Here is a 20,321-nt window from a genome sequence, read left to right on the forward strand (position 1 = left end):
GAAACCCGGTCAGTGCACACTGCCGGGTTTTTTCATTGTTACCTTACTTACTTTGGACTGGCGATACCGTACTTCACAGCAATCACCTCAGCCATGATCGACACAGCAATTTCTGGTGGGGTTAGTGCGCCAATGTGGAGCCCAACAGGACCATGTAATTTATCTACTTGCGCTTTAGTAACATCAAATTCCAAGAGACGTTCTTTACGTTTCTGGGTGTTGATCTTGCTACCCAAGGCACCAACATAAAAAGCAGGGGACTTGAGAGCTTCCATGAGCGCCATGTCATCGAGTTTGGGGTCATGTGTGAGGGCTATTACAGCGGTATGGGCATCGATACCCAGCTCAAGCAAGACATCGTCAGGCATGCCTTTAATAAAGGCGACATCATTTCGTGCAATACCTTCGGCATACTCCTCGCGCGGATCAATCACTATCACCTCAAAGTCTGAGGCTAATGCAAAGTCTGCTGTATACAGTGATAGCTGACCAGCACCAATCAGTACCATGCGCCAGCGTGGTCCATAGGTAGTGCGCATGACCTTCTCATTGCAGAAGAAAAGATCGTTTCGATCACCATCTTCCAATGTGGACTTGCCAGTTAAAAGATCAACGCTGCGCAGGGTAATTTGCTGTGATGAGATGGCATTGAGGAGCTTTTCTAGAACCGCCAGCTCAGGTTTTGGTTCTATGAGTAATCTGAGGGTGCCGCCACAAGGAATGCCAAAACGAGCTGCCTCTTGTTGACTGACGCCATAAACAACCATTTCAGGTATGTTACGCGTCAGAATCTCCGTCTGTACGCGGCGGATAAGATCATCCTCAACGCAACCGCCAGATACTGATCCTGCAACTTGCCCGTCCTGACGAATGGCTAGCCAAGAACCCACCGGCCTTGGTGCGGAGCCCCAGGTTTGTACAACTGTGGCAATCGCTACTGGATGACCGGCCTTAAGCCAGTCAACAGCGGACTTGAGAACGCTTAAATCGGTGCTGTTCATGCTTTATCTTTTGTTTTTGAAATATCTATTTATTATCACCCTAATGAACACACTAGGAATATCCCCCAACGCATCGATTCGTTTAGCAGTCTTATTGCTTGCGGCTGGCGAGGGTAGCCGCTTGGGATCTCATCCTAAAGCGCTTCTTAAAAGAGATGGCCAGTCGCTTTTAAGGCGGTTTTGCACTGCCTTGGTGACATTTGAGCCGGTTCAATTTGTTGTGGTGACAGGCTTTCATGCGGACCTCATTGAGAATGAGATTGATTCCATCCAACAAGTCTCACCATTTCCCATTACCGTCGTTAGAAATTTATCCTCAAAAGATGGTCAGGCAACATCCGTGCGCTTGGGCCTTGAATCCTTGCAAGGTCAATACGATGTGCTGTTGGTGGCACTATCTGATCAACCTGGGATTGGATCACCAGAAGTGCAAGCCTTGCTTGATGAGTATTCTCATAAAGAGAAAGATCAGGAAGTGATTTTGCCAATCGTTGATAACAGGAGAGGTAATCCTGTTTTATTTTCCTATGCCGCTATCAACGATATTTTGGCTATTCCAGACATGGTATGCCGCCCATACATGGACAAGCACCCAGAACTACTGAGGTTAATGCAAACAGAGCTTCAAGGATTTGTGCTGGATGTCGACACCTTTGAAGACATCCAACGAGAAAAGCTCACATTGAGCTGATTTTTAAATCTCAGCAATCAACTCAATTTCAACGCAAGCCCCCAAAGGAATTTGCGCTACACCAAAGGCACTGCGTGCATGCTTACCAGCATCACCAAAGACTTCAAAAAGTAACTCTGAGCAGCCATTAATCACTAAGTGTTGCTCGGTGTATTCAGATGTCGAGTTCACGAGCCCCATGACTTTGACAATGCGCTTTACTTTGTCTAGTGAACCAAGATGACTCTGCAATGTGGAGATCAAATCAATTGCGATAGATCTAGCTGCAGCTTTACCAGTTACAGTATTCATGTCCACGCCCAATTTTCCAACCCATGGCTTGCCGTCCCGCTTAGCAATATGACCGGATAAAAATACCGTGTTGCCTGTGGTAGCAGCCATAACATAGGCAGCAGCAGGGGGTCCTGGTGGTGGCAGGTCAATTCCAAGGGATTTTAAGCGATCGCTAATATTGGTAGTCATATGGTTTCTCTAGGGATAAATATACGTTTGAAATGAATGACTTGATCTTACTTTGAAAGTTGGCGCATGGCACTTTCTAAGCCATTCAATGTAACTGGATACATCCTATCTTTCATGAGTTTTTGCATAATATCGATCGATTGACGATATTGCCAGACCGATTCAGGTTCGGGGTTAAGCCAGGCAAAATGAGGGAAGTGATCAATCAGGCGATTGACCCAGGTTGCCCCGGCTTCTGGGTTGTTGTATTCAACGGAACCGTTTGGGCTCAAAATTTCATAGGGCGACATCGTGGCGTCTCCCACAAAAATAAGCTTGTATTCAGGACCATATTTATTGATGATGTCTTGAGTTTTTGTAACTTGATCACGACGTCGACGATTGCTCTGCCACAAATTCTCGTACACGCAGTTATGAAAGTAATAATGCTCAAGGTGTTTAAATTCTGTTTTGGCAGCAGAGAAGAGCTCTGCAATCCTTTGAATGTGATCATCCATCGAACCACCCACATCCATTAGCAATAATACTTTTACTTGGTTGTGACGCTCAGGCCGCATTTGGATATCAAGCATGCCAGCATTGGCAGCGGTTGAATGTATCGTTTTGTCTAAGTCCAACTCTAGATGAGAGCCTTCTCTAGCAAAGCGTCTGAGTCTGCGTAATGCCAATTTGATATTGCGTGTACCCAAGGCGAGATCGCTGTCATAGTCTTTAAATTCTCGTGCTTCCCAGACTTTGATTGCGGTGCGATTGCCGGCACTTTCTCCGCCAATCCGAATACCTTCAGGGTGATAGTCACTATGACCAAAGGGGGACGAGCCACCTGCGCCAATCCACTTTTTGCCACCACCATGCCATTCCTTTTGTTCTTTCATGAGCTCTTCAAGACGTTTTTGCAGCGCCTCTGGTCCGCCCAGCTTCTTTAGTGCTGCTTTTTCTTCATCAGTCAATACGCGTTGGAGTTTTTTCTCTAACCAGTCGAGTGGAATATCTGGCTGGAGCGCAATAATTTGCTCGATACCATTGAAGTAGGCGCCAAAGACTTGATCAAAGCGATCAAAGTACTGTTCATCCTTGACCAGAGTCATTTTGGCCAATTGGTAAAAATCATCAATGGAAGGCTCAATCACACCAGACTTGAGCGCCTCAAGTAGTGTCAAAAATTCTCTTACTGACACCGGCACTTTGGCATCCTTCAAATTGAGGAAAAATTGAATCAGCATCTAAATGAGTGGGTGATCTAGCGATTAGCGATGATTGCGATTCATCATGACTAATCGTTCAAAGAGGTGAACATCTTGTTCGTTCTTCAGCAGAGCTCCATGCAAAGGCGGCACCACAATCTTTTCATCAGAGCTATAGAGGGCTTCGGCTGGGATATCTTCGGCCAAGAGAAGCTTTAACCAGTCAATCAATTCAGAAGTAGAAGGCTTTTTCTTAAGGCCCGGCAGGGCTCTGATTTGATAAAACGATTTGAGGGCTGCATCAAGTAGGCCTTGCTTAATGTTAGGGTGATGTACGTCCACAATACTTTGCATCGTGCCCGCATCCGGGAAAGAAATGTAATGAAAGAAGCAGCGACGCAAAAATGCGTCCGGCAATTCTTTTTCATTGTTCGAGGTGATGATGACAAGAGGGCGGTGCTTTGCTTTGATCAGTTCACGAGTTTCATAAACATAAAACTCCATGCGGTCAATTTCGCGCAGCAGATCATTTGGAAACTCAATATCGGCTTTGTCAATTTCATCAATGAGTAGTACGGTAGGCTCGTTCGCTTCAAACGCTTGCCATAAGACACCCTTAACAATGTAGTTACGAATGTCATTTACTTTTTCATCACCCAACTGAGAATCGCGCAGACGACTAACAGCATCGTATTCATAGAGACCTTGTTGGGCCTTGGTGGTAGATTTGATATGCCATTGCAACAAGGGCATCTTCAGGGCAGCCGCGACTTCTTCTGCCAGCATCGTTTTGCCGGTTCCCGGTTCGCCTTTGATTAAAAGGGGGCGCTGTAAAGTAATCGCCGCATTAACAGCTAGTTTTAGATCGTCGGTGGCCACATAAGTTTGGGAGCCATCAAAGCGAGATTTATTCTGGGTCATATCGTGTTAAAAGTCCTTTATTGAGCGCCTCAGTATAGGTAAAAGGGAGGTAATTATCAGCGTTTTTGCCAATTTTTAGTGCTTATAAGACGGTTTTGCCTTCTCTCCGCTATACTTCCACAACTTGTTCTGGATCAAACCGATTAAATAGTGATTTTTATGAAAAAACTCTTCACTCTCTCCCAATTAGCCGCTTGCGCTATTTTGGCATTTGCTGGATTTTCAGCCCAGGCTGCCGATGTTCAGGGTTCAGCCGATGCGGGCAAAGGTAAGGTTTGGCTTTGTATTGGTTGCCATTCCATTCCTGACTACCGTGCTGACTATCCTCTGGTTTATAAGGTTCCAATGATTGGTGGCCAAAACGGCGCCTATATTGCTACCGCATTGTCTGAGTACAAAAAAGGCGAAAGAAAGCATCCAACGATGCGCGCGATTGCCACGAGCTTATCTGATCAAGATATGGCTGATATCGGCGAATACTATGCTGCGCAGACTGCCACCTCACCTAATAACCCATTGAAGTGATATTTAGAGACCTGTTTATGAAAGTCACACTATTTACCGCCGTTTTATTGTCTAGCATTGGTTTGGCGAATGCCGCTAACCTGGATAAAGGCCAAGCCCTGGTTGAGAAGGCCAATTGTGCTTCTTGTCATGGCGCCGGCTTAAATGCACCAATCTTGCCGGTCTATCCTAAGTTAGCCGGCCAACATGCTGACTATCTCTACTATGCTTTGCATGCCTATCAAGTAGGTAATGGCAATGCTCAGTATGGCCGTAGCAATGCAGTGATGTCATCACAGGTTCAGGCTTTCTCTGATGCTGACTTACGTGATATCGCTGCTTATGTTTCTTCTTTGCCAGGAAATTTCGTCGTTAAGAAATAAGCCCTCTGCGCAAAATGTTAAAGGCCTAGTTTTCTAGGCCTTTTTCTTTTTTAAGGTTGATTGATTACTTTGCTGCTTCTAGGCCTCGTGCTAGGTGTTTTCGCATGGCGGCTTCAGCGGCCGTTGGATCGCGCTTTAGGATGGCCTGCAGGATTTCTCGATGCTCAAGGAGGGAGTTTTGAAGCCGTCCAGTGCGTGTCAGGGAGTCGCGACGTTGGAGTTTTAGTACTTTCCTGAGGTCTGCTATGACCCCATTCATCCAAGTATTACTTGCAATATCTTGTATAAGCTCATGAAATTTAACGTTAATTTCAAAAAATTGCTCTACATCCCGATCTGCGGCTGCTTTTTCAAGGCGGTGATGTAAGTCATCCAATAGATTTAATTCTTCCTCAGTCGCTTTAGAGGCTGTTTCTTTCGCTGCCTGGCCCTCTAGCAAGGAGAGGACAGTAAAAATTTGCTCTAAATCACGCCTATCAACCTCGGTTACATAGGCGCCACGATTCATTTTGGTGGTTACTAGGCCTTCTGAAGCCAATACTTTGATCGCCTCACGCATTGGGGTTCTGCTGATGCCGAACTGTTGAGCCAGGCTTTGCTCGTCTAACCAGCTGCCTGGCGCCAGTTCATGGGCAAATATCTGTGCCCGAAGGCGTTCTGCCACGTCTTCGTATAAGGGGCGATTAATTAGTTTTGTATTCATAATTATGTATACAGTATCTAGACAAATACAAAAAAGTCAAGCAGAATAGGCGTATTAATGTTGCATAAGAGCAATAAAGCCAACTGGGAGTGCTTTATGAGTAGCAATGAAAAAAAATCTGCGTCAACTACTTGGCCAAGTGTGTCAGAAAGTAATTTGGATGACTGGAAGAAATCAGCACAAAAATCTGCACCCAACGGTAACGTCAATGAATTAGGTTGGAAAACCCCTGACGGTATTCACTTAAAAGCACTTTACACATCTGCGGACACAGATGGTTTGCAATATGCAAACTCATTGCCAGGCTTTGAGCCATTTGTGCGTGGACCACAAGCCACAATGTATTCAGTTCGCCCTTGGACGATTCGTCAGTACGCTGGCTTTTCTACGGCCGAAGAATCCAATGCCTTTTATCGCAAAGCACTTGATGCAGGTGGTCAAGGCGTTTCAGTTGCATTTGATTTGGCAACACATCGCGGCTATGACTCCGATCATCCGCGCGTAACGGGTGACGTTGGTAAGGCTGGTGTGGCAATTGATTCTGTTGAAGATATGAAGATTTTGTTTGATGGCATTCCATTGGACAAAGTTTCCGTATCGATGACGATGAATGGTGCCGTGCTGCCGGTCTTGGCTGGTTACATTGTTGCGGGTGAGGAGCAGGGCGTAAAGCAAGAACTTCTCTCTGGAACGATTCAGAATGACATTCTGAAAGAGTTTATGGTGCGTAACACCTATATTTACCCACCAGAGCCTTCCATGCGCATCATTGGCGACATTATTGAGTACACCGCTAAGCATATGCCAAAGTTCAACTCGATTTCGATTTCGGGTTATCACATTCAAGAAGCTGGTGCCAATCAAGTCTTGGAATTAGCTTTCACGCTGGCTGATGGGAAAGAGTACGTTAAAACGGCATTGGCCAAAGGCCTTGATGTGGATGGCTTTGCGGGTCGCCTCTCATTCTTCTTTGCAATGGGCATGAACTTTTATCTAGAGGTTGCTAAATTGCGCGCTGCCCGACTACTGTGGTGGCGCATCATGAAGGCCTTCGACCCGCAGAATCCAAAGTCACTGATGTTGCGCACGCATTGCCAAACATCTGGCTGGTCTCTAACAGAGCAAGACCCATACAACAACGTTGTACGCACCACGATCGAAGCAATGTCCGCGATATTTGGGGGCACCCAATCTTTGCATACCAATTCATTTGATGAAGCCATTGCTTTGCCATCTGAATTCTCAAGTCGCATTGCCCGCAATACGCAACTCATTATTCAAGAAGAAACCCATATTACTAGTGTGATTGATCCATGGGCTGGTTCTTACATGATGGAGAACTTGACACAAGAGATGGCCGATAAAGCTTGGGAAATTATTCAAGAAGTAGATGGTATGGGTGGCATGACTAAGGCGGTGGAGAGTGGTTGGGCTAAGCTCAAAATTGAAGCTGCTGCTGCCGAGAAACAGGCGAAGATTGATTCTGGATCTGACGTGATTGTTGGCGTCAATAAATACAAGCTTGCTAAAGAAGATTTAGTTGATGTGCGCATGATTGATAACGATCAAGTTCGCGATAGTCAAATTGCACGCTTAAATACGATTAAAGCGAAGCGCGATAGCAAGCAAGTAGAAGCTGCATTAGATGCATTAACAAAGGCTGCAGAAGAAAACACTGGAAACTTGCTCGAATTGGCAGTCAATGCCATTCGCTTGCGCGCTACCGTTGGTGAAGTTTCTGATGCATTGGAAAAAGTTTACGGGCGCCATCGCGCCGATACTCAAAAGGTGACCGGTGTGTATGCAGCTGCCTATGACTCAGCCGAAGGCTGGGAAAAACTCAAAGTAGAAATTGCTGACTTTGCCAAAGACTTTGGACGTCGTCCTCGAGTCATGATTGCCAAGTTGGGTCAAGATGGCCATGACCGCGGAGCTAAAGTAGTTGCTACTGCGTATGCCGATCTTGGGTTTGACGTCGATATCGGACCATTGTTCCAAACTCCAGAAGAGTGTGCACGCCAGGCGATTGAAAATGACGTTCATGCTCTGGGGGTTTCTACCTTAGCTGCTGGTCATAAGACCTTAGTTCCGGCAATCATTGCAGAATTGAAGAAGCAAGGCGCTGATGACATCATCGTTTTCGTTGGTGGCGTCATCCCTCGTCAGGATTATGAATTCCTCTATGAATCTGGCGTGAAGGGAATCTATGGCCCAGGCACTCCAATTCCGGCATCAGCAAAAGATGTGCTTGAGCAGATTCGTAAATCTGTAAAGCCGACTTAAGTTCGGATCGCTGAGCATGCTAAACGCCGCCGATCAGACTTTAGTAAGTGATCTTACCGGCGCACCCTCGTCAGCGCAACGTCGTGCTTTAGCTAAGATTATTACCCTGCTTGAGTCGACGCGTTTAGACCATCGTAAGCGTGCAGATGAAGTTCTGAATACTTTGCTTCCTAAAACGGGTAAATCGTTTCGCTTGGGTATCTCTGGCGTACCCGGTGTCGGTAAGTCAACTTTAATTGAGACCTTGGGTCTCTACCTGATAGAAAAAGGTCACAGGGTTGCCGTATTGGCTATTGATCCATCTTCGACTCTATCTGGCGGATCCATATTGGGTGACAAGACGCGGATGGAGCGTTTATCTGTTCTTGACGCTGCCTTTATACGGCCAAGTCCCTCATCTGGAACTTTAGGTGGCGTAGCTGAAAAAACGCGTGAAGCCATGCTGGTAGCAGAGGCCGCTGGATTTGATGTGGTCATTATTGAGACGGTTGGTGTAGGGCAGAGCGAAATCGCGGTTGCAGGGATGACCGATATGTTTTTGTTATTGCAACTCCCCAATGCTGGTGACGATCTTCAGGCAATTAAAAAAGGTGTCATGGAAATCGCTGATTTGATTGTCATCAACAAGGCCGACATCGACCCGGATGCCGCCATGCGCGCGCAATTATTTATTAGCAGCTCATTGCGTTTATTGGGTTTCCAGGGAAACCCTGATCATGCTTCCCACGATCAGGATTATTGGCATCCAGTAGTCCAGTGTATGAGCGCTCTACAAGGCGCTGGCATCCCAGAACTTTGGGAAAAAATTCTTCAATATCAAAAATTACAAAATGCGAATGGCTTGCTACAAGCGCGACGCAAGCAACAATCAGGCTCTTGGATGTGGGATCGGATTGGCGCAGGCTTAAAAAATGCTTTTCAGAATCATCCAGCAGTACAAGAACTATTGCCCAGCTTGAGCGCTGAGGTGAATCAAGGAACCATGGCCGCTTCTGTTGCTGCGAGACGTTTACTCGAAGCAATGGGGCATGAATTTTTCTAAGGAGTCAGCATGAAGGACATTATTCAACAGCTTGAAGCTAAGCGCGAACTTGCCAGATTAGGTGGTGGGCAAAAGCGTATTCAGGCGCAACACTCAAAAGGGAAGCTCACTGCCCGAGAGCGTATTGAGCTCTTGCTAGACGCAGGCACATTTGAAGAGTGGGATATGTTTGTTGAGCACCGCTGCCATGATTTTGGGATGGCTGATCAAACTGTTCCAGGCGATGGTGTTGTTACTGGCTACGGCATGATCAATGGCCGCCTGGTGTTTGTGTTTTCACAAGACTTCACTGTATTGGGTGGGTCCTTGTCTGAGGCCCATGCCGAGAAAATTTGCAAGATCATGGATCAGGCCCTCAAAGTTGGCGCACCCGTGATTGGTTTGAATGACTCTGGTGGTGCGCGTATTCAAGAAGGGGTGGCTTCATTAGGCGGATATGCAGAAATTTTCCAGCGTAACGTCACTGCTTCAGGAGTCATTCCGCAAATCTCTTTGATCATGGGACCTTCCGCTGGCGGTGCTGTGTACTCACCAGCGCTGACGGATTTCATCTTCATGGTGAAAGATAGTTCTTATATGTTTGTAACGGGTCCAGAGGTAGTCAAGACTGTTACGCATGAGGATGTGACTGCAGAAGAATTGGGTGGTGCCGTAACGCATTCCACAGTATCTGGCGTATGTGATTTGGCATTTGACAATGATGTTGATGCCATCATGATGCTGCGCCGTTTCTTCAATTACCTGCCATTATCCAATCGCGAAAAACCACCGATGATTCATGGTGCTATGCGCACAGAAGAGCCTGATTTTTCATTAGATACCTTGGTGCCTTCGAACCCAAATCAACCTTACGATATGAAAGAGTTGATTTCGAAGATTGCGGATGATGGTGAGTTTTTTGAGCTTCAGCCCGATTATGCAAAAAATATCTTGATTGGCTTTGCTCGTATGGAAGGTCGTTCAATTGGTATCGTGGCCAACCAGCCTTTAGTGCTAGCGGGTTGCTTGGATATAAAAGCCTCCATTAAAGCCGCACGTTTTGTGCGATTCTGCGACGCTTTTAATATTCCAGTAGTGACATTAGTCGATGTTCCTGGGTTTATGCCTGGTACCGCTCAAGAGTACGGCGGCATTATTAAGCATGGCGCGAAATTGCTCTATGCCTATGCTGATTGCACAGTACCTAAGGTGACTTTGATTACCCGTAAGGCTTACGGCGGAGCCTATGACGTGATGGCCTCTAAGCATTTGCGAGGAGACGTCAACTTCGCTTGGCCTTCTGCAGAAATTGCAGTAATGGGCCCTAAGGGCGCCGTAGAAATTATCTTCCGCGAAGAAAAATCTGACCCTGAAAAAATTACTGCTCGTGAAGCAGAGTACAAAGCCAAGTTTGCAAACCCTTTTGTGGCAGGTCGTCGTGGCTATATTGACGACGTTATCTTGCCGCATGAAACCCGTAAACGTATTTCACGCTCTTTGGCAATGTTGAAAGATAAAGAATTGAAGAATCCTGCTCGTAAACACGGCAACATTCCTCTTTAAGGCGCCAAATAATCATGACTACGAAAATGTTTAAGAAAATTTTGATTGCTAACCGCGGTGAGATTGCTTGCCGTGTAATGAAAACCGCCAAGAAGATGGGCATCAAAACGGTGGCGGTTTATTCCGAAGCAGATAAAGAAGCTCGGCACGTGCAAATGGCCGATGAGGCTGTGTGTATTGGGCCAGCACCTTCACGCGAGTCTTATTTGTTGATGGAGCGAATCATTCAGGCTTGTAAAGATACCGGCGCTGAAGCGGTCCATCCTGGCTATGGCTTCTTATCTGAGAATGAGCAATTCGCTAAACGCTGCGAAGAAGAGGGCATTGTCTTCATTGGCCCAAAACACCAGTCCATTGCAGCGATGGGTGACAAGATTGCCTCGAAAAAACTTGCTCTAGCAGCTAAGGTTAATACCATCCCTGGCCACAATGAGGCGATTGCTACGACAGAAGAGGCCGTGAAGATTGCCCAAGGTATTGGGTATCCAGTCATGATTAAAGCATCTGCTGGCGGTGGTGGTAAAGGTTTGCGTGTTGCATTTAACGATAAAGAAGCTGCTGAAGGCTTTGCTGCTTGCAAAACTGAGGCCATGAATAGCTTCGGTGATGATCGAATTTTTATTGAGAAGTTTGTTGAAGGACCTCGCCATATTGAGATTCAGGTTCTTGGCGATGCTCATGGGAATGTTGTTTATCTCAATGAGCGTGATTGCTCCATTCAGCGTCGTCACCAGAAGGTGATTGAAGAGGCACCATCACCCTTTATTGATCCCGCTACCCGTAAAGCGATGGGTGAGCAAGCAGTGGCCCTAGCGAAGGCGGTGGACTATCAATCTGCAGGCACCGTTGAATTTGTCGTTGGAAAAGACAAGTCTTTCTATTTTCTGGAGATGAATACCCGTCTACAAGTTGAGCACCCTGTCACCGAAAACATTACGGGGCTTGACCTCGTTGAGCAGATGATTCGGGTTGCTGCTGGTGAAAAACTGTCATTCAAGCAGGAAGATGTAAAGCTGAATGGCTGGTCCATGGAATGTCGTATTAATGCGGATGACCCATTCCGTAATTTCTTGCCTTCAATAGGGCGCTTAGTGAAATATCGTCCACCAGAAGAGGTGGGAGGTGTACGTGTTGATACAGGCGTTTATGAGGGTGGTGAGATCCCGATGTATTACGACTCCATGATTGCTAAGCTCATTGTTCACGGCAAGGATCGTAATGAAGCGATTGAAAAAATGCGCTCAGCTTTGAATGATTTTGTGATTCGCGGTATTCATTCAAACATTCCATTTCAGGCTGCTTTATTACAGCACCCACGCTTTGTGGCTGGCGATTTCACCACTGGATTTATTGTTGAAGAATATCCGGATGGCTTTAAGACAGACTCCGTTCAACCGCTTGACCCAAGACGTCTAGCCGCCTTGGCTGCATTTATGCGTTACCGCTATCTTGAGCACATCAAGATGATTGATGGTCAGTTAGTCGGCCATGAAATGACCATTGCAAAGCAGTTTGTAGTGGTAACGGGCGCACGTGTGGGCTCTAAAGATGACCCGATTGAAATTCCAATTCGGGTTGAGCTAAAAGATTCCACTTACTCCGTATATATTGATGATGCAGCTGGTGTGAGTCGTTATGACATCGTCAGCAACTGGCGTCCAGGCGAAATTTGCTTGCGCGCTACGATTAATGGCACCAGCAAGATTACCGCTCAAGTGGAGCGTCGTGGCGTGAAATATTTCCTAGTGCTAGACGGTGCCCAATACGAATGTATGGTCCTCAGTCATTTAGGTGCCGAGCTTCAGCGCCGTATGCCTGTCAAAGTTCCACCCGATACATCAAAATTGGTAATGTCACCAATGCCAGGACTGCTTACCAACATCTCCGTAAAAGTAGGCGAGACTGTGACAGCTGGCCAGAAATTGGCTGCGATTGAGGCGATGAAGATGGAAAATACCTTAACGGCAGCCCAAGACGGGGTGGTTGCAGAAATCTGTGCGAAAGTGGGCGAAAGTTTAGCGGTTGATCAATTGATCATTCGCTTCGAATAGGAAACGTATGTCTAAGCCATTTAAGATTTTGGGTATTCAGCAAATCGCTATAGGGGGCGAGGATAAAGATCGCCTTCGCAAACTTTGGGTTGATCTGTTGGGCTTCCAATACAAGAGTACTTTTGTATCGGAGCGTGAGAATGTCGATGAAGACATTTGTGCGATTGGCTCAGGTGCGCATGAGATTGAAGTGGATTTAATGCAGCCACTCGACAGCAATAAAAAGCCTGCTGTACATCAAACTCCTTTAAACCATGTTGGTTTATGGGTGGACGATTTACCTAAAGCTGTTGAATGGCTTAGTGCTAATGGCCTACGTTTTGCTCCTGGCGGTATTCGCCGTGGTGCAGGTGGTCATGACATTACCTTTGTTCACCCCAAAGGAAATGATGAGTTTCCCTTTTCAGGCGAGGGCGTATTGATCGAGCTAGTTCAAGCTCCGCCCGAAGTGATTTCTGCCTTAAGTTGATAGAAACCTCCCATTGACCCGCATACTGGCTATCGATACCTCATCAGCTTGGTGTTCTGTCGCCTTGTCTATTGATGATGAAAGTCCGGCATTCCTGCATCAAAAAGTTTCTGCAGGTGCAAGCCAGCTTTTGTTGCCATGGATTGAGCAATTACTGAATGCCGCAAAGATTAACTTGTCTTCACTGGATGCGATTGCGATTGGTGTCGGGCCTGGCGCCTTCACTGGGGTGCGGCTTGGCCTTGCTTCAGTTCAGGGTTTGGCAGTTGCTACCAAGCTCCCTGTGTTACCGGTTATCAGCCTTGACGCCATTTCCGCCGAGCTCATTAAGGAGCCAGCCTTTCTAGCGGCAGCGCCAAAGAGATTTCTCGTAGCCATTGATGCTCGCATGAATGAAGTGTATTGGGCTCACTATGAAACTACCCCTTCAGGCTTGCCTATGCGACTTGGTGAAGTGGCTTTAACTTCGCCAGAAAATATCGTATTGGATGATATTGAGTTCGTTGCTGGCAGTGCCATTAATGAATACGGCGATCGATTATTTGCGCGCTCAAAAAATGTATTCTTAAAAACGCAACTTGACCCTGAAATTAGCATCAGCGCACTTGGTGTCCTTGCCTGTGCGAAGGTATCGTGGTGCGCTGGTCTTGCACAAGATATCCATCAGTTAGAACCGGTATATGTTCGCAATAAGGTTGCCTTCACCGCTGAAGAACGTAAGCAAGCTAACATCTGAGTATGACTAAAGAATTACACGCAAAGGAGTCTATCCAAGAGGGCATTGCTGAGCTTTCTTTTTTGCCAATGCTGCCTGCTGATTTAGATGAAGTTCTGGCTATCGAGGCGGTTTCTCATATCCATCCATGGACTCGAGGGAATTTTTCAGACTCTTTGACTGCTGGTCATTGGGCTTATTGCATACGCCCGCAACTAGATCAGGCGATTAAAGGCTCATATCTTGATCCACAAGTCTTGTGGGCTTACTGCATTCTATTTCCCGCAGTAGATGAGTTACATCTGCTCAATATCACGGTTTCTCCAAAATTACGCAGACTAGGCCTTGCGGCTCGAATGATGAATGCCATTGAAGCTGTAGCGGTTCAACAGCAGATGCCACGCATTATCCTGGAAGTCAGGCCATCTAATTCTGCGGCGGTCAATTTGTACCAATCTATTGGCTATGAACAGATTGGTACAAGAAAAAATTATTACCCCGCAAATCCACAAACCGGTTTACGTGAAGACGCAGCAGTAATGGCTAAATCGATTAAGCTAGAGCCATGAACAGATCCACGAACGCTATTTTTCTAAAAGAAATGGGTATTGCTGAATGGGCTTCTCGAGATACAGTTGCGGCAGCACGAAGCACAGAAGTTACTGCTAGCAATACTCAAGAGGTTCAAGCAAACGCTGCGCCAGAGAAGGCCTCTTATGGCACTTGGTGGTTTTTTGGTAATAAACCCCAAGGCGATGCTGAAGTGTTGTTTCAAAATGCCATTCGAGTGCTGGGCTTGTCACCAAGCGAATGGTCTTGGATAAATCCATCGGATAATTTAAACGCCTTAGAAATTCCTGAAAACGGCTTGCCTACTATTGCTTTTGCATTTGGTGGTCCTGCAGCCCAAAAGCTAAGCGGTGAGCGAGATCCGCTGCCGGAACTAAGAGAAACTGTGCTGGCTCTCAAATGCGATCTTGCTGAAGAGATTCCGTTGATTGCTTCTTTTGATTTGGCTCAGTTACTTTCTAGGCCTAAGGATAAGTCCTTGCTGTGGCAAGATTTGCTCTTGGCTAAATCCGTCTTACAAAATATTTAATCTAACAACGCACTGAAATTTTAGTGTTTATGTTCGCCGATAAGGTGCATAGAGTCATATTCTGCTTGGTTCGCAGCATGACGCTTAATCACCATCCACATAATCAAGCTCACTGCAATGCCGAAGCCAATAATCACATATTGAACAGAGGCATCTAGCCAAATCAGCAGTGAATACACTAATAGCATCACTAGCACAGAGATATTTTCATTGAAGTTTTGTACTGCAATGGAATGTCCTGCAGACATTAAAACGTGGCCACGATGTTGCAGAAGCGCATTCATTGGCACTACAAAATAACCAGCCAACCAGCCAACCAGAATTAATAAGAAGTACGCTGGAATTAAATTGAGATTGACTTGTAATTTGCCAACAGTCCACAAGACAGTATCGGGCAACATATCGGAGTTATAGACTGCCATAACGCAGACCACCAAACCCATTGCAATCCCATAAGGAAGCACGCTTAAGGAGTGACGCAATGGTACTCGCCAGGCTGCCCATACTGCACCTCCGGCAACGCCAACGGCGGAGATGGCTTGCAAGATAGCGCCTTGAGAGAGAGTCATATGCAAAGCAACTTGAGCCCATTTGATGACGATAAATTGCAAGGTCGCACCAGCACCCCAAAACAAGGTGGTAACCGCTAGGGAAATTTGACCAAGTCGATCGTTCCAGAGCGTCTTAAAGCAAACTGCAAAGTCTTTGACGAGTTCTATAGGATTGGTTTTCTGTGAAACATACCGAGCACCGGTATCTGGAATGCGTAGATTGATGAGGGCTGCAACGACATAAATCGTCATGATGATCATGATGGCCGATTCTGCTGGCGTATCAATACCGGTATCAAAGGCAGGTATATCGAAACTCAATAGACTTTGAGATACCGTGCTACTGATGAGTACGCCACCCAGTACTGTGCCCATGATGATTGAGCCAACCGTCAGCCCTTCAATCCAGCCATTGGCTGCTACCAGCTTCTCCGGGGGGAGCAATTCAGTCAAAATGCCATATTTAGCTGGGGAATACGCCGCAGCACCTAAACCGACAATGGCATAAGCAAATAAAGGGTGACTGCCAAATAGCATCACCACACAGCCAACAAACTTGATCGTATTGGTAATGAACATCACATTGCCTTTGGGGCGGGAATCTGCAAAGGCGCCGACAAAAGCTGCAAGAATGACGTAAGACAGCACAAAAAAGAGTTTGAGCAAAGGCGTCATCCAGGCCGGCGCGTTCAGCTGGGCCAAGAGGGCAATGGCTGCAATCAGTAGGGCGTTATCAGCAAGCGACGAAAAAAATTGCGCCGCCATAATGATGTAAAAACTACGGTTCATTCGTACAATCTAGTCATTAATACAATTAAAGCATGAAAGGAGGGGTGAATATGGGTCTTACAGATGATAGCTTGATTAATAGACCAATTTTGGCATCTATTCACACCGAGGCCTTTCGCCATAATTTAAACCGTGTTCGGGAGCTGGCTCCAGAGTCCAAAATCTGGTCTGTTATCAAGGCTAGATCTTATGGCCATGGTCTTGAAGCGGCTCTGAGGGGCTTGGAGTCAACTGATGGATTTGCGCTATTGGACATTCAGGATGCGCGCTGGTTGCGGGATAGGGGCTGGAAGGGTCGAATTTTATTATTAGAGGGTTTATTTCATCAAAATGAATTGGCTTTCGCGCAGGAACTAGCATGCGACTTAGTGGTGCATTGCGAGAACCAGATTCAATGGCTTGAAGATTTCCATTCGAAGGGCGCCAAACCTTTTAATGTTTTCCTCAAAATGAATAGCGGCATGAATCGCTTGGGATTAAACCCTGAGCTCTACAAGTTGGCCTTTCATCGTCTCCATGCTTTGGGTTGTCATATGCACCATATGACCCATTTTGCCAATGCCGATCAAGTTGATCAATCTCCTACGGTTGGCGCGCAGCTCGAATGTTTTAATGGGATGATTGCGGACATTGCGGCACCAACATCCTTAGCGAACTCTGCAGCCATACTATGGCATCGCAATGCTTTAGGAGATTGGGTTCGCCCAGGCATCATGTTGTACGGCGCTTCACCTACAGGAAGCTATCAAGATATTGAGCATGCTCATTTGCAGGCGGTAATGCATTTGCACAGCGAGATTATTGATATTCAAGAATTGCGGAAGGGGGATCGCGTTGGTTACGGCGGCCGCTACGAAGCACCAGAAGCGATGCGCATTGGAGTGGTTGCTTGTGGTTATGCAGATGGCTATCCACGTCAAGCAAAAGACGGTACACCGGTGTGGGTTGACGGTGGCGCCTCTGATGGCTCTGGGCTGATTTGTCCACTGGTGGGGCGTGTCTCAATGGATATGATGACGATTGATCTGCGTAATGCGCCTCAAGCGCATATTGGTAGTCGTGTCGAGCTATGGGGAGCTCAAGTTCCAGTGGATGATGTTGCGCAGATGAGCGGAACCATTGGCTACGAGCTTCTTTGTGCCGTGGCTCCACGAGTGGCCGTGGAAATAAAATAAATTATTTCTAGGGGCTTCTTAGGAATTACTTATTCCAGAGCTGCCACCACTTGCGCTCAGCTTTAGCGCGTTGACCAGTCAAGAGCATTTGACCATCGGGGAAATTCAACACTAAGACTCGCTTAGCATCATCGCTCAGATCCTTCATGCCCAATTTTTCGTAAGATTTCACCAAGATGTAAAGAGCCTCTTCGACCGCAGGCGCTCGATCGTAGTCACGAATCACCAGCTGGGCACGATTAGCAGACGCTAAATATGCGCCACGCTGATAGTAAAAGCGTGCCACGATGACATCTGCTTCTGCGAGTGAGTTAACGATATAGCGCATGCGGTCTAAAGAGTCAGGCGCATATTTACTATTTGGGAAGCGCTCAACAACAACCTTGAAAGATTCAAACGCTTCCTTAGCTGCTTTAGGATCGCGTTCGCTTAAATCTTGTCCAGTGAATTTTCCTAACCAACCCAGATCATCATTGAAGGTGATTAAGCCTTTTAAGTAATACGCGTAATCTAAGTTGGGGCTACCTTGAAAAAGTTTGATGAAGCGATCAATGGCGACTAAAGCTTGAGCTTGCTCTTGTGCTTTCCAGTAACAGTAAGCAGCATTGATCTGTGCTTGCTGTGAATAAGGCCCAAATGGGAAGCGTGCCTCTAACTTGTCAAAATATTTACCGCACTTAGCAAAGTCGGCATCGTTTAACTTAGCGTTCGCTTCAGAATAGAGTTTGGTTTCAGACCAAATATCGGTATCGTCCTTAGCTCCATCGCTACCAGCGCAACCACTTAGTAAAAGGATGGCGATACTGGAAACCAAAAAAAAGCTGAGCGTAAGAACTCTCAAAGACAGAGGGCTTTTATGCGCTAATGGCTCAATAGCAGCGGTAAGCCTTAAACTGGCGTCTGAAATAACATCTGACATAACTGAAAGGCCTTTTAAGCGTGGCATTGCCGCAAACTCCGGATTCGAATCCTATTGATTATATCGATGATGAGGATTTCATTGCCTTAGAAATCCCGCTTGATGTTAATGGTGAACGCCTAGACAAGGTTCTAGCTAGCTCTTTGCCTGATTACTCTCGTAATCGTTTGAAGTCCTGGGTAGAGGCTGGCGCAGTCACGGTTGATGGAAAGGTGACAAAAGCTCGCTATTTGCTCCGCGGTGGCGAGAGTATTAAGGTTTTTCCACAAGAAATGCCCGAGCAATTTGCCTTTAGTCCTGAAGACATCCCTTTAGAGGTGGTTTATGAGGATGAGTCAATCATTGTGGTGAATAAGCCTCCTGGCTTGGTGGTCCATCCTGCGGCTGGCAACTGGACGGGGACCTTATTAAATGCCCTTTTATTTCAGTATCCAGAGCTTAAAAACCTACCTAGGGCAGGCATAGTCCACCGTCTTGATAAAGACACCTCTGGCTTGATGGTGGTTGCTAGAACCGCCTTGGCTCAAACGGCGCTGGTTAGACAGCTCCAAGAACGCACAGTAGGCAGGCGCTACTTGGCTTGGGTTTGGGGCGAAGCGCCCACTCAAGGCAAAGTATTGGCTTCTGTAGGGCGTGATCAACGGGACCGCTTAAAAATGGCAGCTGGTTCGGCGCATGGCAAGCCCGCAGCCACGATGTTTAGACGACTGGCCAAGGGGGCTTTTGAGGGTTCGGCCACGACTTTGCTGGAATGTCGTTTAGAGACCGGCCGCACACATCAAATTCGGGTACATCTCGAGTCTTTAGGTTTTCCGCTCTTGGGCGACCAGGTGTACCGGAAAAAAACTCCTGGCATTGCAAAATCCCTGCCTTTTGAGCGACAGGCTTTACATGCTTTTGCATTGAGTTTGGAGCACCCAGACACCTTAAAGACTATGACCTGGTTTAGGTTGCCACCTGAGGATTTAATGACTCTATTGAGCCAAGTTGGCATGAGTGCTGATGATCTTCCAAAAGAATCTGTTTTATTAGCTTCCTTAAATAGTGATTAAGAACAGTGGAAGTCCTAAAGCCTGACTGGCCAGTACCGCCAAACATTCATAGCCTGGTAACTACCCGTGATGGCGGCACTAGTCTTGCACCATTTTCATCCTTAAACCTAGGTGATCACGTGGGCGATGACGCCCGAGCCGTCAAGGCCAATCGCGCGATCTTAAGAGCCCAAATACCATCTGAGCCCATTTGGCTAGAGCAGGTACATGGCACTTTTGTCAGCACCCCAATGAACCGAAGGCGTTCGTCTGAGGATGCTATTCAAGCAGATGCTGCGGTGACCAATCAGGCCAATGAAGTGTTGGCGGTAATGACGGCTGATTGTTTACCAATATTTTTTAGCAATTTAGCGGGGGGTGTTATCGGTGTAGCCCATGCGGGTTGGCGAGGTTTATGTGCGGGTGTTTTAGAAAATACCGTGACCGAAATGCTCAAGCTCGATGCAGACATGACTCCAAACCAGATCATGGCGTGGATGGGTCCTGCTATTGGACCCGCAGCATTTGAAGTGGGAGAAGATGTTTATGCAGCCTTTTTAAGAGCGGGGATAGCATTTCCTAGTAATGCGTTTGTAGCTATCCCTGGTCGACCAGGTAAATATTTTGCAAATCTTTACCTATTGGCCCAATCTCGCCTATCTACTCTGGGTGTTGAGCAGATCTATGGTGGTAATTTTTGCACCGTCACCGATCAAAAACGTTTTTTCTCGCACCGCCGTGATGCGATCTCTGGTCGATTTGCCTCATTGATTTGGTTTACTCAGTAATCTTTCTATTCGATTCTT

At 46.6% G+C, this 20,321-nt stretch carries 21 protein-coding genes; 14 read left to right on the plus strand and 7 right to left on the minus strand.

Going from position 1 to position 20,321, the window contains the following annotated elements:
• Nucleotides 1-47 precede the first annotated feature (47 nt).
• Complete coding sequence (locus tag ICN49_RS05770) at nt 48-1,001, minus strand: XdhC family protein (RefSeq protein ID WP_216166662.1); 954 nt, start codon at nt 999-1,001, stop codon at nt 48-50.
• 43 nt (nt 1,002-1,044) lie between these two features.
• Here ICN49_RS05770 and ICN49_RS05775 point away from each other — a divergent pair, with 43 nt between their 5' ends.
• Complete coding sequence (locus ICN49_RS05775) at nt 1,045-1,692, plus strand: nucleotidyltransferase family protein (RefSeq protein ID WP_216166664.1); 648 nt, start codon at nt 1,045-1,047, stop codon at nt 1,690-1,692.
• 3 nt (nt 1,693-1,695) lie between these two features.
• Here the strand turns inward: ICN49_RS05775 and ICN49_RS05780 are convergent, their stop codons facing one another.
• From ICN49_RS05780 to ICN49_RS05790, 3 genes are read right to left on the minus strand one after another with little or no spacing between them, the layout of a single operon-like run.
• On the minus strand, nt 1,696-2,154 hold the full coding sequence (locus tag ICN49_RS05780; RefSeq protein WP_216166665.1) for a RidA family protein: 459 nt from the start codon (nt 2,152-2,154) through the stop codon (nt 1,696-1,698).
• A 47-nt stretch (nt 2,155-2,201) separates the two neighbouring features.
• On the minus strand, nt 2,202-3,377 hold the full coding sequence (locus tag ICN49_RS05785; RefSeq protein WP_216166667.1) for a vWA domain-containing protein: 1,176 nt from the start codon (nt 3,375-3,377) through the stop codon (nt 2,202-2,204).
• Nucleotides 3,378-3,401: 24 nt separating this feature from the next.
• Nucleotides 3,402-4,259, minus strand: a complete 858-nt coding sequence (locus tag ICN49_RS05790) for an AAA family ATPase (RefSeq protein ID WP_216166669.1) — start codon at nt 4,257-4,259, stop codon at nt 3,402-3,404.
• 159 nt (nt 4,260-4,418) lie between these two features.
• Here ICN49_RS05790 and ICN49_RS05795 point away from each other — a divergent pair, with 159 nt between their 5' ends.
• Nucleotides 4,419-4,784: a c-type cytochrome gene (locus ICN49_RS05795; RefSeq protein WP_216166671.1), complete on the plus strand. Its 366-nt coding sequence runs from the start codon at nt 4,419-4,421 to the stop codon at nt 4,782-4,784.
• A 17-nt stretch (nt 4,785-4,801) separates the two neighbouring features.
• On the plus strand, nt 4,802-5,146 hold the full coding sequence (locus tag ICN49_RS05800) for a c-type cytochrome (RefSeq protein ID WP_216166673.1): 345 nt from the start codon (nt 4,802-4,804) through the stop codon (nt 5,144-5,146).
• Between the two features lie 64 nt (nt 5,147-5,210).
• Here the strand turns inward: ICN49_RS05800 and ICN49_RS05805 are convergent, their stop codons facing one another.
• Nucleotides 5,211-5,849, minus strand: coding sequence for a GntR family transcriptional regulator (locus tag ICN49_RS05805; RefSeq protein ID WP_216166675.1), 639 nt, complete (start codon nt 5,847-5,849; stop codon nt 5,211-5,213).
• A 96-nt stretch (nt 5,850-5,945) separates the two neighbouring features.
• Between ICN49_RS05805 and scpA the strand changes: the two genes are divergently transcribed.
• From scpA to ICN49_RS05845, 8 genes are read left to right on the plus strand one after another with little or no spacing between them, the layout of a single operon-like run.
• Complete coding sequence (gene scpA / locus ICN49_RS05810; RefSeq protein ID WP_216166741.1) at nt 5,946-8,132, plus strand: methylmalonyl-CoA mutase; 2,187 nt, start codon at nt 5,946-5,948, stop codon at nt 8,130-8,132.
• 16 nt (nt 8,133-8,148) lie between these two features.
• Nucleotides 8,149-9,174 (plus strand): methylmalonyl Co-A mutase-associated GTPase MeaB, encoded by a 1,026-nt coding sequence (gene meaB, locus ICN49_RS05815; protein ID WP_216166677.1) that lies wholly within the window; start codon nt 8,149-8,151, stop codon nt 9,172-9,174.
• A 9-nt stretch (nt 9,175-9,183) separates the two neighbouring features.
• Complete coding sequence (locus tag ICN49_RS05820) at nt 9,184-10,716, plus strand: acyl-CoA carboxylase subunit beta (protein ID WP_216166679.1); 1,533 nt, start codon at nt 9,184-9,186, stop codon at nt 10,714-10,716.
• A 26-nt stretch (nt 10,717-10,742) separates the two neighbouring features.
• Nucleotides 10,743-12,767 carry an acetyl-CoA carboxylase biotin carboxylase subunit gene (accC, locus tag ICN49_RS05825; protein ID WP_216166743.1) on the plus strand — a complete coding sequence of 675 codons (2,025 nt, stop codon included), beginning with the start codon at nt 10,743-10,745 and terminating at the stop codon, nt 12,765-12,767.
• A gap of 7 nt (nt 12,768-12,774) precedes the next feature.
• Nucleotides 12,775-13,236 (plus strand): VOC family protein, encoded by a 462-nt coding sequence (locus ICN49_RS05830; protein ID WP_216166681.1) that lies wholly within the window; start codon nt 12,775-12,777, stop codon nt 13,234-13,236.
• 13 nt (nt 13,237-13,249) lie between these two features.
• Entirely contained in the window at nt 13,250-13,972 is a 723-nt protein-coding gene (tsaB, locus tag ICN49_RS05835) for a tRNA (adenosine(37)-N6)-threonylcarbamoyltransferase complex dimerization subunit type 1 TsaB (RefSeq protein ID WP_216166682.1), read from the plus strand.
• Nucleotides 13,973-13,974: 2 nt separating this feature from the next.
• A complete protein-coding gene (gene rimI, locus ICN49_RS05840; protein WP_216166684.1) occupies nt 13,975-14,520 on the plus strand; it encodes a ribosomal protein S18-alanine N-acetyltransferase in 546 nt (181 codons plus the stop codon).
• Nucleotides 14,517-15,050 carry a uracil-DNA glycosylase family protein gene (locus tag ICN49_RS05845; RefSeq protein ID WP_216166686.1) on the plus strand — a complete coding sequence of 178 codons (534 nt, stop codon included), beginning with the start codon at nt 14,517-14,519 and terminating at the stop codon, nt 15,048-15,050. Before rimI ends, ICN49_RS05845 begins: the two co-directional genes overlap by 4 nt.
• Before the next feature lie 20 nt (nt 15,051-15,070).
• Here ICN49_RS05845 and lplT read toward each other — a convergent pair whose 3' ends face one another.
• The gene (gene lplT, locus ICN49_RS05850; protein ID WP_216166688.1) at nt 15,071-16,390 is read right to left on the minus strand and encodes a lysophospholipid transporter LplT; all 1,320 of its coding nucleotides are present in this window, start codon (nt 16,388-16,390) and stop codon (nt 15,071-15,073) included.
• Nucleotides 16,391-16,464: 74 nt separating this feature from the next.
• On the opposite strand from lplT, the gene alr reads away from it, so the two are divergent.
• Nucleotides 16,465-17,565, plus strand: coding sequence for an alanine racemase (alr, locus tag ICN49_RS05855; RefSeq protein WP_216166745.1), 1,101 nt, complete (start codon nt 16,465-16,467; stop codon nt 17,563-17,565).
• A gap of 25 nt (nt 17,566-17,590) precedes the next feature.
• On the opposite strand, the gene ICN49_RS05860 is transcribed toward alr, so the two are convergent.
• The gene (locus tag ICN49_RS05860; protein WP_216166690.1) at nt 17,591-18,484 is read right to left on the minus strand and encodes an outer membrane protein assembly factor BamD; all 894 of its coding nucleotides are present in this window, start codon (nt 18,482-18,484) and stop codon (nt 17,591-17,593) included.
• A 20-nt stretch (nt 18,485-18,504) separates the two neighbouring features.
• Between ICN49_RS05860 and ICN49_RS05865 the strand changes: the two genes are divergently transcribed.
• Both ICN49_RS05865 and pgeF read left to right on the plus strand, forming a co-directional pair.
• Nucleotides 18,505-19,536, plus strand: coding sequence for an RluA family pseudouridine synthase (locus ICN49_RS05865; protein WP_216166691.1), 1,032 nt, complete (start codon nt 18,505-18,507; stop codon nt 19,534-19,536).
• A 5-nt stretch (nt 19,537-19,541) separates the two neighbouring features.
• Nucleotides 19,542-20,303, plus strand: a complete 762-nt coding sequence (pgeF, locus tag ICN49_RS05870) for a peptidoglycan editing factor PgeF (RefSeq protein WP_216166693.1) — start codon at nt 19,542-19,544, stop codon at nt 20,301-20,303.
• The last annotated feature ends 18 nt before the right edge of the window (nt 20,304-20,321 follow it).

The organism is Polynucleobacter finlandensis, assembly GCF_018881755.1.
Classification (GTDB): Bacteria; Pseudomonadota; Gammaproteobacteria; order Burkholderiales; family Burkholderiaceae; genus Polynucleobacter; species Polynucleobacter finlandensis.